This is a genomic window from Parasedimentitalea maritima, from assembly GCF_005771405.1.
GTDB classification, from domain to species: domain Bacteria; phylum Pseudomonadota; class Alphaproteobacteria; order Rhodobacterales; family Rhodobacteraceae; genus Parasedimentitalea; species Parasedimentitalea maritima.
In genome coordinates this window covers 386983-401257 of record NZ_VAUA01000004.1, presented here as the reverse complement: position 1 = coordinate 401257, position 14275 = coordinate 386983, and the positions used below count along the sequence as shown (strand labels likewise).

Annotated in this window: 14 protein-coding genes and 1 tRNA gene; 6 read left to right on the top strand and 9 right to left on the bottom strand. The window is 55.3% G+C overall.

Features of this window, described 5'->3' with window-relative positions:
* Positions 1-33: 33 nt before the first annotated feature.
* On the top strand, positions 34-729 hold the full coding sequence (gene pyrF, locus FEE96_RS10535) for an orotidine-5'-phosphate decarboxylase (protein ID WP_138162986.1): 696 nt from the start codon (positions 34-36) through the stop codon (positions 727-729).
* Between the two features lie 329 nt (positions 730-1058).
* On the opposite strand, the gene FEE96_RS10530 is transcribed toward pyrF, so the two are convergent.
* Positions 1059-1466 carry an NUDIX hydrolase gene (locus FEE96_RS10530; protein ID WP_138162985.1) on the bottom strand — a complete coding sequence of 136 codons (408 nt, stop codon included), beginning with the start codon at positions 1464-1466 and terminating at the stop codon, positions 1059-1061.
* Positions 1467-1565: 99 nt separating this feature from the next.
* Between FEE96_RS10530 and FEE96_RS10525 the strand changes: the two genes are divergently transcribed.
* Positions 1566-2819, top strand: coding sequence for a DNA polymerase IV (locus tag FEE96_RS10525; RefSeq protein WP_138162984.1), 1254 nt, complete (start codon positions 1566-1568; stop codon positions 2817-2819).
* An 82-nt stretch (positions 2820-2901) separates the two neighbouring features.
* On the opposite strand, the gene FEE96_RS10520 is transcribed toward FEE96_RS10525, so the two are convergent.
* Positions 2902-3762 carry an N-formylglutamate amidohydrolase gene (locus FEE96_RS10520; RefSeq protein WP_138162983.1) on the bottom strand — a complete coding sequence of 287 codons (861 nt, stop codon included), beginning with the start codon at positions 3760-3762 and terminating at the stop codon, positions 2902-2904.
* 158 nt (positions 3763-3920) lie between these two features.
* On the opposite strand from FEE96_RS10520, the gene FEE96_RS10515 reads away from it, so the two are divergent.
* From FEE96_RS10515 to FEE96_RS23785, 4 genes are all read left to right on the top strand, one after another.
* Positions 3921-3995: transfer RNA gene (locus tag FEE96_RS10515), tRNA-Val, on the top strand.
* A 79-nt stretch (positions 3996-4074) separates the two neighbouring features.
* On the top strand, positions 4075-4200 hold the full coding sequence (gene ykgO / locus FEE96_RS10510; protein ID WP_008205324.1) for a type B 50S ribosomal protein L36: 126 nt from the start codon (positions 4075-4077) through the stop codon (positions 4198-4200).
* Positions 4201-4383: 183 nt separating this feature from the next.
* Positions 4384-5400: a Fe(3+) ABC transporter substrate-binding protein gene (locus FEE96_RS10505; RefSeq protein WP_138162982.1), complete on the top strand. Its 1017-nt coding sequence runs from the start codon at positions 4384-4386 to the stop codon at positions 5398-5400.
* Between the two features lie 186 nt (positions 5401-5586).
* Positions 5587-5796 carry a GDCCVxC domain-containing (seleno)protein gene (locus FEE96_RS23785; protein ID WP_138162981.1) on the top strand — a complete coding sequence of 70 codons (210 nt, stop codon included), beginning with the start codon at positions 5587-5589 and terminating at the stop codon, positions 5794-5796.
* 8 nt (positions 5797-5804) lie between these two features.
* On the opposite strand, the gene FEE96_RS10495 is transcribed toward FEE96_RS23785, so the two are convergent.
* The 7 genes from FEE96_RS10495 to FEE96_RS10465 form a co-directional block, all read right to left on the bottom strand.
* Positions 5805-7364, bottom strand: a complete 1560-nt coding sequence (locus FEE96_RS10495; protein WP_246079397.1) for an ABC transporter permease — start codon at positions 7362-7364, stop codon at positions 5805-5807.
* Positions 7365-7618: 254 nt separating this feature from the next.
* Entirely contained in the window at positions 7619-8815 is a 1197-nt protein-coding gene (locus FEE96_RS10490; protein WP_138163027.1) for a phenylacetate--CoA ligase family protein, read from the bottom strand.
* A gap of 17 nt (positions 8816-8832) precedes the next feature.
* Positions 8833-9669, bottom strand: a complete 837-nt coding sequence (locus FEE96_RS10485; RefSeq protein ID WP_138162979.1) for an ABC transporter ATP-binding protein — start codon at positions 9667-9669, stop codon at positions 8833-8835.
* 118 nt (positions 9670-9787) lie between these two features.
* Positions 9788-11071: an ABC transporter substrate-binding protein gene (locus FEE96_RS10480; protein WP_138162978.1), complete on the bottom strand. Its 1284-nt coding sequence runs from the start codon at positions 11069-11071 to the stop codon at positions 9788-9790.
* A gap of 89 nt (positions 11072-11160) precedes the next feature.
* Complete coding sequence (locus tag FEE96_RS10475; protein WP_138162977.1) at positions 11161-12237, bottom strand: branched-chain amino acid ABC transporter permease; 1077 nt, start codon at positions 12235-12237, stop codon at positions 11161-11163.
* A gap of 115 nt (positions 12238-12352) precedes the next feature.
* Entirely contained in the window at positions 12353-13348 is a 996-nt protein-coding gene (locus FEE96_RS10470) for a branched-chain amino acid ABC transporter permease (protein WP_138162976.1), read from the bottom strand.
* A gap of 29 nt (positions 13349-13377) precedes the next feature.
* Entirely contained in the window at positions 13378-14187 is an 810-nt protein-coding gene (locus FEE96_RS10465) for an ABC transporter ATP-binding protein (protein ID WP_138163026.1), read from the bottom strand.
* Between the last annotated feature and the right edge of the window lie 88 nt (positions 14188-14275).

The following is a 14275-nucleotide window of genomic DNA, read 5'->3' as shown; positions in this document are numbered from 1 at the left end:
AGGCGCGACCCCACCAGAACCGGAGCTGCCCCCATGTCTGACGACCGCTTGATTGTTGCAATGGATGTCCCCAATGCCGTGCAAGGCCTGCAACTGGCCGAACAATTAGGTGATGCCGTATCATTCTACAAAATCGGACTGGGGATGCTGACCGGTGGTGGTTTGGCACTGGCCAATGAGCTGAAGCATGAAATGGGCAAACGCATTTTTCTGGACATGAAGCTGTTCGACATCAGCGCCACCGTCGAAAAAGCAGTACGTGGTCTGGCTCAATTTGATCTCGATTTCCTGACTGTGCACGGCGACCCTTCTGTGGTTGAGGCCGCCAAACAGGGTGCCGCTGGCAAAGACATGAAAATATTAGCCGTCACCATCCTGACCTCTTTGGACCGGCAGGATCTTGACGCCGCACTGATCAAGGACGGCGACGTGCAAGATCTGGTGCTGGAACGCGCCAGCCACGCCTTTGCCGCAGGGGCCGATGGCGTCATTGCCTCACCACATGAAGCCGCGCTAATCCGCGCCCTGCCCGAAGCTGCGGGCCGATTGATCGTGACACCCGGTGTCCGACCCGCAGGGGCTGATCTGGGAGACCAGAAACGGGTTGCAACGCCGGCAAGTGCAATCGCGAATGGTGCGGATCACATCGTTGTAGGCCGCCCCGTTTGGCAAGCAAAAGATCCGAGCGCCGCAGCACAAGCCATCCTGAGCGAGATCAAAAACACCTGAATTCAAGGTAAGCGCCTAATTTGTAGGCAAAATAAAAACTTCGCTCAGACGCGCCAATTCTCGGGAACGGAAGGCGATTCGGCCAGTTGACCCTACGTCAACCCCTTCTTAGAAAACGAAATATCAGCGTAAAACACCTAAGGCGCGCCATATTGTCTCTGTGCCGACAAAGGCACATTTTCTATGCTCAATTAAGGCGTCAGCAATTCCAGACTAGGTGTTTGCGCCAAAATATCAGATTTAGAATACAAGACACTCCCCTGATGGGTTCTCTTCCTGAGGCTCGTCACCTACCCCCGCTTCAGCAGCGGGGGGATTTTCCTATAAGGTTAGCGTCCTATCTCTTCCAGATACTCACATAGTTGCGCCACAAAATGCGGCACTGCCATTGGGTGTTTGCAATACTCAGCCGACGTCATCAGTTTCCAACCCTGACCTTCATTTCCAAAACAAATTTGATCAACCATCTTTGCCGGTTGGTGAGAGACGAAAAACCACATTTTCCCGCTTGTTCGCTGGTATTCTTTTGCCCAGATCAGATCGGTCTCCTGCAACCGAAGTCCGACTTCTTCATACGTTTCCCGCAAGGCACATTGGGCCGGAGTTTCCCCTGCCTCGCGGCCACCACCCGGCAGGTCCCAATGATTGGGAAACGGAATATCTGGCTTGTCGTCACGCTGGATCACCAACAAGTCGTGACCCAGAAACAACGCCAGTTTTGCACCCGTAAATTCCATGATACAATCATTGATACAGCCACCAGATAAAGACAAGACTGCCCAGCCAAGTTAAACTGGCAGAACAAACTCCACTCCCAAGACTTAGATGACATCCCAATGCACGCCCTCTGCCGAGATTGCCTGAGCCAGATCGCCCCGGCGCGACGTTGCCCGCACTGCGGCAGCCCGCGGATAAAGGCACATGAGGAACTGTTTTCGCTATCCATCGCGCATATGGATTGCGACGCGTTCTACGCAAGTGTCGAAAAGCGCGACAACCCTGAGCTGGCTGACAAACCCGTGGTGATCGGCGGCGGCAAGCGCGGGGTTGTATCAACCGCCTGTTATGTGGCGCGCATTCGAGGGGTGCGCTCGGCAATGCCGATGTTTCAGGTGATGAAACTATGCCCTGATGCTGTGGTGATCAAACCCCGGATGCAAGCCTACGTAGAGGTTTCGCGTCAGGTCCGCGCCATGATGGACGAACTGACCCCCGACGTTGAACCTCTCTCACTGGACGAGGCTTTTATGGACCTGGGGGGAACCCAACGCCTGCACGGTGCCCCACCTGCAGTGATGTTGGCCCGGCTGGTCAAGCGCATGAAAGACGAAATTGGGATTACCGGTTCGATCGGCTTGTCTCATAACAAGTTCCTCGCCAAGGTTGCATCGGATCTGGACAAACCGCGCGGCTATTCCGTGATTGGCAAGGCTGAGACCAGCACCTTTCTGCATGATAAGCCCGTGAGATTGATATGGGGTATTGGCCCCGCAGCGCAGGCCAGCCTGGAGAAAGCTGGAATTCGGACGTTTGCAGACTTGCTGCGCTGGGATCGCCGAGACCTCAGCACGCGCTTTGGCTCAACAGGAGAGCGCCTGTGGCACCTGGCCCGCGGAGAGGATCGGCGTCGAGTTTCAGCCAATGCCCCGATGAAATCCATCTCAAACGAAACCACGTTTTTTGAGGACACCGCCAGCACTGAAGTGCTTGATGGTCACCTGTGGCGTTTGGCGGAAAAAGTGTCAGATCGCGCAAAGGCCAAACAACAGGCTGGGCGGGTGGTGACGCTAAAATTGAAACGAGCCGATCACACAGCCCTGACCCGGCGGCTCTCGCTCCGAGATGCGACACAGATGGCGGATGTCATCTACCGGACCGCGCGCGATTTACTGGACCAAGTTGGAAATCAGGGGCCCTACAGGTTACTTGGCTGTGGGATTTCCGATCTGGTGCCGGAAACTCAGGCAGATATCACAGGTGATCTTCTGGACCCACTGGCCACCCAACGCGCCAAAGCTGAACGCGCAACCGATAGTATACGCGAGCGGTTTGGGACGGATGCAATCCGCAAAGGCCGTGCATTGCGCTGATCCAACGCCGCCCCAATGGGGCTTTGCCCCAAATATCCCGGGGGAAGAGCAGGCAGCGCCTGTGATGGGGGTAACGCCCCTGCTATTCTGCAGCCAAGGGCATCTGTTCGCCGTTGATCCTAGAAATCTCGTCAATCACACTATCTAGCAAGGCCTTCAAAGCGGCAAAATTGCCATTGGGTTCTATTTTGTCCTCGTTCATATACAAGGCCCGATCTATTTCGACCTGCACAGCATGTTGCCGACGCGAAGGTCGTCCATAGGCCTGGGTAATATATGCTCCGGCAAACGGCGCATTACGAGAGACCGTCAATCCCGCCCCGATAAATGCCTCCTCTATATGATCCATCACATCCGCACTGGCAGCAGCGCCGAATCTGTCACCAAGGACCACTTCGGGCTTTTGCCCCCCGCAGTGTCCCATCGCTTCGATCGCCTCATGCGGCATCGAATGGCAGTCCACAAGGATTGCCTGTCCAAATTGTGTCTGCGCCTGCCGCAACAATTCCTGTAACGCTTTGTGATAAGGGTGCCAGTACCGATCAATCCGATTCTGAACCTCGCTTTGCGACAGCTTGCCGTGATAAATGGCCTGACCATGCGCAACCACTCGTGGGATCACGCCCAGTCCAGACGCCACTCGCGGGTTTTGTCTCTTCTGCTTTAACCCCTCAACCAGAGCCGGATCCAATTCGTCCGCCGCGCGGTTAAGATCAACAAAGGCGCGCGGTGCCAAAGCTGTCAAAAAGGGAACACCAAACGCCGGGGCCGAGGCAAAAAGTTGATCTACAAAGGCATCTTCCGAGCTGCGAATCTGATGCCTATTTAGAATCGTACGCGATAGGAAGGACTGCGAGTAGTCCGCGCCACTATGAGGAGAGGCAAAAACCACACCTGACTGCAGTTTTTTCGGCGAAAATACGTGAAAAACGGCTTTAGGCATCCTATCTCCAGTGCGTCAGGTTCAATAAACAGCATAGTGCGGAAATTTCTGTGGTCAAAAGCTCTTGCGCCCCTGCACGACTCCTTTTATAGACCCCTTCACCGGCGCGGACTTCCGCGCCCCATTAATTTGGGGCTGGACTAAACGCAGGTATTCATGGGCGCTTAGCTCAGCGGTAGAGCACTTCGTTGACATCGAAGGGGTCACAAGTTCGAACCTTGTAGTGCCCACCATGAATTCATTGTTTTGATCACAAGATCAAGACACCCGTAACCCAGGCGCTGGTTCGCGCCGCAGAACAGGAGATGGCCCATGAAGGTCAAGAACTCACTCCGCTCGCTCAAGAACCGGCACCGGGATTGCCGCATTGTGCGTCGTAAGGGTCGCGTCTACGTGATCAACAAAACTCAGCCTCGCTTCAAAGCACGCCAAGGCTAAGTTCTAGCGCCGCTAGACAGTTTCGAAAACCGCATCTTAGGATGCGGTTTTTTTGTGTTTACAGGTTCTGTTTCTTTTCCGATCAAATTAGTCAGTTTTTAATTGCATCCTCCGTCAGTTTCTATAATTGACTAAATCAGTCGGGAACATATCCCGGACAAATGATTTAAATTGGGACACGTTATGCTGAAATCTTCCACGATCCTCGCCTCGGCACTGACAGCCGCTGTCGCCACTACTGCTGCTGCAGAGGGTGAGCTGAACCTGTATTCGTCGCGCCACTACGACACCGACGAGCGCCTGTATTCTGATTTCGAAGACGCCACCGGCATCACCATCAACCGCATCGAAGGCAAGGCCGATGAGCTGATCGCGCGTATGGAAGCCGAAGGTGTGAACTCGCCTGCTGATGTATTGCTAACCGTCGATACCTCGCGTCTGGCCCGCGCAAAAAACGCTGGCATTTTGCAAGCCACAGACAGCGACACTCTGGAAGCCCGCGTTCCAGCCTACCTGCAGGACGTTGACAACCAGTGGTTTGGCTTCTCGCAGCGTGCGCGCATCATCTTTTATGACAAAGCCGACGTAACCAACCCTCCGCGCACCTATCTGGATCTGGCTGACCCACAGTACAAAGGCCAGGTTTGCATCCGTTCGTCGACCAACACTTACAACCAGACCCTGCTGGCTTCGATCGTGACCCACCACGGTGCCGAAGCCGCCACCAAATGGGCTGAAGGCGTTGTCGCCAACATGGCGCGTGCCCCTCAGGGTGGTGACACTGACCAGATGCGTGGCATTGTGTCGGGCGAGTGTGAAATCTCGGTTGCCAACACCTACTATTTTGCCCGTTCAATCCGCAAAGACGTCAAAGGTCTGTCGGCTGAGCGTGACATGATCGGTTGGATCTTCCCAGCGCAGGACGCCGAAGGCGCGCATGTGAACCTGTCTGGTGCCGGCGTTGCAGCCCATGCACCGAACAAAGACAACGCGGTGAAGTTCCTTGAGTATCTGGCCAGCGATCAGGCTCAGCAGTACTTCTCGGCTGGTAACGACGAATATCCAGCGGTTCCGGGCGTAGCCCTGTCCCCAAGCATTGCTGCTTTGGGCATGTTCAAACCGGATGATGTGAGCTTGGCTGAAGTGGCTGGCAACATCCCTGAAGCACAGAAGATCTTTAACCAGGTGGGTTGGGAGTAACTCTCCCTTCCCCATGGTTTCAAAAATTCAACAAGGCGCAGTCCAACTGCGCCTTGTTTGCGTTGGGGACATATCTTACCCAACTTGGCCACAAAATTTTTCACTTGCTCTGGCAGCGGTCACCGCGTGTAAAGTAACGCAATCGAACCACTCACGCTGACGTCGGGAAAAGGGGTTGGGACAATCATGCAGGTCAATCTGAATTCCACCCTCACCTGCCCACACTGCGGCCATGAAAAGACGGAAGAAATGCCGTCTGATTCTTGCCAGTGGTTCTATGACTGTACCAACTGTGCTGCAGTCCTGAAGCCACTACAGGGTGATTGCTGCGTCTTTTGTTCCTATGGTACCCGGCCCTGCCCGCCCATCCAAAAAGGCGACACCTGTTGCAGCTAGAGTGAACGCTAGCCGCGCCGTGCAACCTGACGACAGATCAGAATAACAGGCAACAGCCCTACGGCCATGATGACCAGTGATGGGACTGCTGCCCCCTCTAGTCGTTCATCCGAGGCTAATCGATAAGCCTGCACAGCCAGAGTGTCATAATTGAATGGCCGCATGATCAGGGTCGCGGGTAACTCTTTCATCACATCGACAAAAACAATCAAAAGCGCTGTCAGCAAACTAGGCGTCAGGATCGGCAGATGCACCCGGCGCAACATTCCAAAGGGCCCTTGCCCCAGCGAGCGCGCCGCTGCATCCATATTGGCGTGCATAGTACTTTGTCCGCCCTCGTAGGCGCCTAGGGCCGCAGCCAGAAACCGCACCATATAGGCGGCCACCAGCAACCAGATAGAACCCGTGATCAACAGACCGGTTCGGATTTCAAAATTTGCCCGCATCCATGCATCCAGCGTATTGTCGAACGCCGCAAAGGGCACCATCAAGCCCACCGCGATCACCCCGCCCGGAACTGCATAACCCAACCGCGCGGAATAGGCCGCTGCCGAGGCCAGCCGACCGGGCTGCAGCCGCAGATAGAAACCGATGCAAACCGCCGCACAAACTGTGAGGAGCGCAGCAACGGTCGCCAGTGTCACCGAATTTTGCAGAAGTGCGATATAGCGGCGGCTAAACAGGTTCTGTTCGGACTCCAACCCCATATTGACGAGAATCACCACCGGCAACAAAAAGCCCAACACCACTGGCGTCGCGCAAAGAGCCCAGGCAAACAGTGCCCGACTGCCGCTTAGCTCAGCTGGTGGCATTTTGGTGTGTTGTTTGCCCGCTTGGTGATAGCGTGCCTTACCCCGTGTGGCGCGTTCAATAACAGCCAGCATCAGTGCAAACCCCAGCAAGACCAGCGCCAACTGCGCTGCACCAGCGCGGTCGCCCATTGAAAACCAACTGGTATAGATGCCGGTCGCAAAGGTTTGTACGCCAAAATAGGACACCGTGCCAAAATCGGCGACGGTCTCCATGATCGCCAGCAATACACCCGATGCGATCGCTGGCCGCGCCATTGGAAGGCTAACGCGCCAGAAGGCTTGCCACGAGGTATTGCCCAGAGCACGCGCCGCCAGAAAGGCACCCGAGCTTTGCTGCAGGAACGCGGCACGCGCCAACAGGTAAACATAGGGGTACAGCACCAGCACCAACATCAGCGCCGCGCCCGCGGTTGATCGAATCTCAGGGAACCAATAGTCGCGCGGTCCCCAACCTGTGACCTGCCGCAAAGTGGTCTGTACGATACCTGGGTGATCCAGAATGAAGGTATAGGCATAGGCCAGAACATAGGCTGGAAAAGCGAGCGGCAGGATCAGTGCCATCTCAAAAAACTTTACACCAGCAAACCGGGTCATCGTCACCAGCCAGGCCGCGCCAACGCCGACCGAGAACGTCCCCAGTGCAACCAAAAGAACCAGCACCACGGTGGTGCCACTGTAGCGGAGTAAAACAGTATCCATCAAATGCGAGATGGTCTCTGTGCCGCCTGTCACTGCAGCAAGGGCCACCGCAACCATAGGCAACAGGCAGGCCAGCGCCACCGTCCAGGACAAGACGGAAAACACGCGGCTGCCACTTTTGTTGCCTCGGCGGCTCCCGTTAGGGGCATAAGTTTTGGTATCGCTCACGGCTGGATTGACCCGGCATTGTTGAATTACAGCCCTCTTATGCGACTATTTCGCTCGGAAACTCCAGATCGAAAGATCAGGGCAGACAAAAAGCCCCAGATGCAGACTACACCCGGGGCTTCTAATTCGATTGTTCCTGCGAATTAGTCGTACTTACGCTGATCCTCGATCACCAACCCATCTTTAGGCAGGCTGCCCGGGGCCACCACATCAACTCTGGCTTTCAACTTCAGAACGTCGATCACTGAACGGGCATAGGCCATGTCATCTCCACCAGATGCCTCGATCTGCACCGCCATCGCATCCATCTCGCCATCCCGAGAAACGATGACGCGTGCTTTGATGATCTCATCATGTTTTTCAACAAGTGCTGCCACCTGCTCCGGACGCACAAACATGCCTTTGATTTTGGTGGTCTGATCGGCACGGCCCATCCAGCCTTTGATCCGCATGTTGGTGCGGCCACAGGGGCTCGTTCCAGGCATCACCGCGCTCAGATCGCCCGTCGCAAAACGGATCAGTGGATAATCAGGGTTCAGCGTGGTGACGACAACCTCGCCAACCTCACCCGGGGCAACAGGCGTGCCCGTTCCCGGAGTGACAATCTCGACGATGACTTTCTCGTCGACGATCATGCCCTCCATCGCTGCACTTTCGTAAGCGATGTTGCCCAGATCCGCAGTGGCATATGATTGCAAGCAAGCGATGCCGCGATCAGCATATTCCTGACGTAAACTAGGGAACAGTGCCCCACCGCCAACGGCCGCCTTGGAGAAGTTGAGTTTGATCCCCATGGTATCAGCCTTATCCAGAATCACCTTCAGGTAATCCGGGGTCCCCGCATAAGCGGTAGCGCCAACATCGCGAGCCGCAGTAACCTGCAATTCGGTCTGGCCAGTGCCTGCCGGCAGAACGGTTGCGCCAACGGCGCGGGCGCCGCTTTCAAAGATCATCCCGGCTGGTGTCAGGTGATAACCAAAGCAGTTCTGCACCACATCGCCAGCCCCAATGCCACAGGCATGCAGGAACCGTCCCATGCGCCACCAATCATGGGTGATGCCACCGGGTTCATAAATCGGGCCGGGCGACTGAAAGACATGCGCAACGTTAGAGACTGCTATGCCCCCAAATGGCGGGTTCTCGTTCTGCCATTTGCTCAGTTCCGATTTGCGTAAAACGGAATACTGCGCAAGGTCCGAGAAGTCCTTGATCTCGGGGCCATCAAGATTACAGGCGTTTTTGGCAGCACGCGCGCGGCTGATCTGGTCGCGCAGAGCGTCCAATTGCGCCGCTGACCGTTCGTCCGCTGACCGCGTTTCAAGCGCATCAAAATAAGTCATTTCAGCACCAGTATCCATTAGCTGAGCCACCGTTTGCGGCGGCGATAAGAGCGCACATCGCGAAAGGACTTGCGGCCTTCGTCGGACATGCCCAGGTAGAATTCTTTGACGTCAGGGTTTTCGCGCAGCTCGGCCGCCGGGCCATCCATTACGATACGGCCCGATTCCAGAATATAGCCGTAATGGGCATATTTCAGCGCCATGTTGGTATTCTGTTCAGCCAGCAGGAAAGTCACGCCTTCCTGTTCATTGATCGATTTCACGATCTCAAAAATTTGCTCAACCAGCTGTGGCGCCAAGCCCATCGAAGGCTCATCCAACAGCACGGTTTCGGGGCGGCTCATCAGGGCTCGGCCCATGGCCACCATCTGTTGCTCGCCACCTGAGGTGTAGCCAGCCTGCGATTTGCGGCGCTCTTTCAGTCGTGGGAAATAGTTATAAACCATCTCAAGATCAGCTGCGATGTTGGCCTTACCATCGGCACGGGTATAAGCGCCGGTCAGCAGGTTTTCTTCAACTGTCAGGTGTTCGAAGCAGTGACGACCTTCCATCACCTGGATCACCCCTTGGCGTACCAGTGCGGCCGGGTCTTCTTCATGTACGTCCTGACCACGGTATTTGACAGACCCCTTGGTCACCTCACCACGCTCGGATCGCAGCAAGTTCGAAATCGCCTTGAGGGTGGTCGTTTTTCCAGCCCCGTTTCCGCCCAGAAGAGCAGTAATGCCCCCTTTGGGCACATTCAGGCTGACACCTTTCAACACCAGGATCACGTGATTGTAGATCACCTCGATGTTGTTGACCTCTAGCAAGGTCTCGGTCTGCACATCACTTGTTTTGGCTGCATCCAGCATCAGAACTTGTCCTCATCCGTTCCGGGTTAGATCCCGGATCTCTTGGCGGAGTTTGGTATGGCGGCGAACCGCCACACCAGTTTCGGTTGGATCCAGAGCACGCTCTGGATCCTGCCGTTTAGTTACAGTTTGGTGTGATCTTGTTTTCTGCAGCATAGGCACCGGAATCTTCGGCAACCAATGCACCAATCACGTCACCGTCTGTTGGTTTGAAGTCAGAAATCAGCGACCAAGTCTTGCTGGACGCATCCCACTGGGTCACACCAACCAGGCCAGGACCACCATGGTTTTCACAGGAAACGTTGAACGAAGGACCAAAGTTGGGCATGCCCAAATCAGCCATTTTCGCTTCGTTGATTTCCAGAGCTTCCATACCATCACGCATCATAGCAGCGTTGATGTCGGCAGTACCGTGGATGCCTTGGGCTGTCTTGGCGGCCTCGGCTGCAAGCATCGCTGCATACATACCGCGGTTATACAAAACAGTACCAATCTGATCGCCAGCGCCTGCTGCCTTGCCAGTATCGACCACATACTTCTGGATGTGGTGGAAGACAGGGAAGTCACGACCAACATTATGGAAGGTCAGCGCCTTATAACCATCAGCCGCATCGCCAGCAGACATCACGTCGTGCTCAGCACCGGACCACCAAACGCCGATGAAATTTTCCATTGGGAAGCGGATGTTCGCAGCTTCCTGAATGGCAACCTGGTTCATCACGCCCCAGCCCCACATGGTCACAAAGTCCGGACGCTCACGGCGGATTTGCAGCCATTGGCTTTTCTGTTCCTGACCAGGGTGGTCAACGGGCAGAGCCAACAGTTCAAAACCGTGTTTGGCGGACAGCTCTTCCAATGTCCGGATCGGCTCTTTGCCGTATGCCGAGTTATGGTAAACCAGAGCAATCTTCTTGCCCTTCAGATCGCCACCGTTGGATTCCAACAGGTAGTTCACAACGCCCGACGCGCCATTCCAGTAGTTGGCAGGGTAGTTGAAGACGTTCGAGAACACTTCACCATTGGCAGCCGAAGTCCGGCCGTAACCCATGGTGTGCAGCGGGATATTGTCAGCGGTCACTTTGGGGATCAGCTGATAGGTGATACCAGTCGAAAGTGGTTGATAAACCAGCGCGCCTTCGCCCTTGGTGGACTCGTAGCACTCAACACCTTTTTCGGTGTTATAGCCGGTTTCACATTCGATCAGCTTGGTCATCACGCCGCCGATGCCGCCATCGCGTTCGTTCAGCAGGGTGAAATAGTCAGCATAGCCATCCGCAAAGGGAATGCCGCCAGCAGCATAAGGGCCAGTACGATAGCTAAGCGATGGAAACACCAGGTCAGCCATTACGGGCCCGGCGGCCATCACGGCGCCGAGCGCCAGAGTGGTCAGTTTCAATTTCATCGGTATTAATCCTCCCATGGTATTATCCGATGTGGATGAAAACGGGGGCTTGATCTTATTATTCCCCCGCAGCTCAGATGCCTGCCCCGCTAGTGCGGGAAAGGCCAAAGTCGTAGTTTTTCTTTTGCGACACGCCATAGCTGTGCCAGACCGTGTGGTTCGACGATCAGGAACACAATGATCAATGCGCCGACAATAACCAGCTGAAAATGCGCAACGATATCTGTTGGCCAGCCCAGAACATCGACTCCAACAACCTTGAGCACCACCGGCAGCAGCACCAGGAAGGCGGCACCGGCGAAGGAGCCAAAGATTGAACCCAGCCCACCAATAATGACCATGAACAGCACCAAGAACGACTTGGTGATACCAAAGGCCTCGCCGACCTCCACCGCGCCCAGATAGACCGAAAAGAACAGCGCGCCTGAAATACCGATAAAGAAGCCTGACACAGCAAAGGCGGTCAATTTCGCCTTCAGCGGGTTCACTCCGATGATTTCAGCGGCGATATCCATGTCGCGGATCGCCATCCAGCTGCGGCCAATGGTGCCGCGTGTCAGGTTGCGGGCAACCAGCGCACAAAGGGTCAGGAAGATCAGGCTGAACATATAGGTCGCCCAAGCCGGTGCGTTGGGGCCAGTGATCAGAATACCAAACACGTCGCGCTCTGGAGCGCTGATCTGACCGGAGGCCGAATAGTTGTAGAACCACGGCACCCTGTTAAACAACCAGACCAGAAAGAACTGCGCCGCCAGTGTTGCCACCGCCAGATAGAATCCCTTGATCCGAAGGCTGGGCAGGCCAAAGACCACGCAAACAATGGCTGTCATGCCCCCCGCCAGCAACACGTGCACAAACATGGACACCTCGGGCATCATGGTCATGAACTTGTAGCAGGCATAGGCCCCCACCGCCATGAAACCACCGGTCCCCAGGCTAACCTGACCAGCATAGCCCACCAGAATGTTCAGTCCGATTGCGGCAATTGCATAGATCAGAAACGGCAGCAGGATCGCGTTGGCCCAGTAGTCATTGATAACAAAAGGCACCACCAGAAAGGCAATCGCCAGAACAGCATAGTAGCGGAACCGATCAAACTTGATCGGGAAGGTCTGGCTGTCTTGTTCGTAGGAGGTTTTGAAATCTCCGGCTTCACGATAGAACATGGCTTAGATGCTCCCCTGTTCCTGCGAACGGTTTAGATCCGCTGCATTATGTTGTTTCGTCTTTGATGCGGCTTTGCCTACGTTGGCAAAACAAGCTGCGAAGATCGGATCGCTTTTAAACCCTTTCAATGATCTTCTCCCCAAACAGACCCTGCGGACGGAACACCAGGAACAGCAGTGCCAGCACATAGGCGAACCAGTTCTCGGTTGCGCCGCCAACCAGCGGGCCAATCCAGAATTCGAACATTTTCTCGCCCACGCCGATGATCAAGCCACCCACAATGGCACCAGGGATTGAGGTGAAACCGCCCAGCATCAGCACTGGCAGCGCCTTGAGTGCGATCAGCGACAGCGAGAACTGCACGCCCGATTTTGTGCCCCACATGATACCTGCAACCAGCGCTACGAAACCCGCAACCGACCAGACCAGCACCCAGATAAAGTTCAGCGAAATACCAACCGACAATGCCGCCTGGTGATCATCCGCCACAGCCCGCATAGCACGGCCCTGCTTGGTGTACTGCGAGAACAGCACCAGCCCGACCACCAACAGTGCCGCAACGACAGTCGCCACCATGTCTAGATTGTCGATAAAGAAGCCGTAGAAGTTGTCACTGCCCAGACCGGCGGTCATATCTTCGATCCAGAACGAGCCACCCTGCGGCAGGCCAACATCCAGTTTCTTGATCTCCGATCCCCACATCAGGTCGGAAACGCCTTCAAGGAAGTAGGCCAGACCAATGGTCGCCATAAACAGAATGATTGGCTCTTGCCCCACCAGATGGCGCATTACCAATCGCTGTACCAGCCAGGCAAAGCCAACCATCACGCCCACTGTTAAAATGATCGCCAGGAAGGCAGGCACGTGCCAGCCAAAGTGATGGATCTCGGTGCCAAACACCGCGTTGATGATATGGCTGAACGGCACCTGGCCATTCATGATCCCCACCAGCGTCATCGCTGCAAACAGCGCCATAACGCCTTGGGCATAGTTGAAAATTCCGGAAGCCTTGTAAATCAACACAAAGCCAAGCGCCACCAGCGCATAGAGCACCCCGGCCATCAGACCGTTGATGAAAACCTCGGTGGCAAATAGAAACTGATCAGGCATCAGTACGTCCTCTCATGTCTGTCAGAAAATCAGTCACTCGACACCCCCAGATAGGCATCAATCACTGCCTGGTTGTTGCGGACTTCGTCCGGGGTGCCATCGCCAATCTTTTTACCGTAGTCCATCACAACCACCCGGTCGGACAGATCCATCACCACGCCCATGTCGTGTTCGATCAGGGCAATGGTGGTACCAAATTCGTCGTTCACATCCAGAATAAAGCGGCTCATGTCCTCTTTTTCCTCGACGTTCATGCCCGCCATCGGTTCATCCAGCAGTAGCAGTTTGGGTTCGGCCGCCAGCGCGCGCGCCAGTTCCACCCGCTTTTTCAACCCGTAAGGCAACCGCGCCACGGGTGTTTTGCGGATGTGCTGGATTTCCAGAAAGTCGATAATCTTTTCTGCAACTTCACGGTTGGCCACTTCTTCGGCCTCTGCCTTGCCCTTCCACAGGGCTTGCGAGAACAGACCCGATTTCATGTAGGACAGCCGCCCGGTCATCACGTTGTCCAGCACACTCATGCCTTCAAACAATGCGATGTTCTGGAATGTCCGCGCGATACCTTGCTGTGCAACCTCATAGGGGCGCATCTGGGGCCGCGGTTCGCCATGGAACCAAACTTCACCTTCTTGCGGCACATAGAACCCAGAGATCACGTTCAGCATTGATGATTTACCGGCACCGTTGGGGCCGATAATCGCGCGAATTTCTCCCTCACGAATATCAAAGCTGATGTCCTTGATCGCCACCACACCGCCAAAGCGCAGGGTGATATTCTTCATCTCCATCACCACGCCGCCGATTTTACGGCCGTCCGCAGTGGTATATCCGTCTTGCATATCCTTCACGACACCGCGTCCTTCATCTTTTCAGAAATACTTCCGCCGGAGGTATTATTGTGCCGCGCAGCGGCCCTCATTCCTGCGA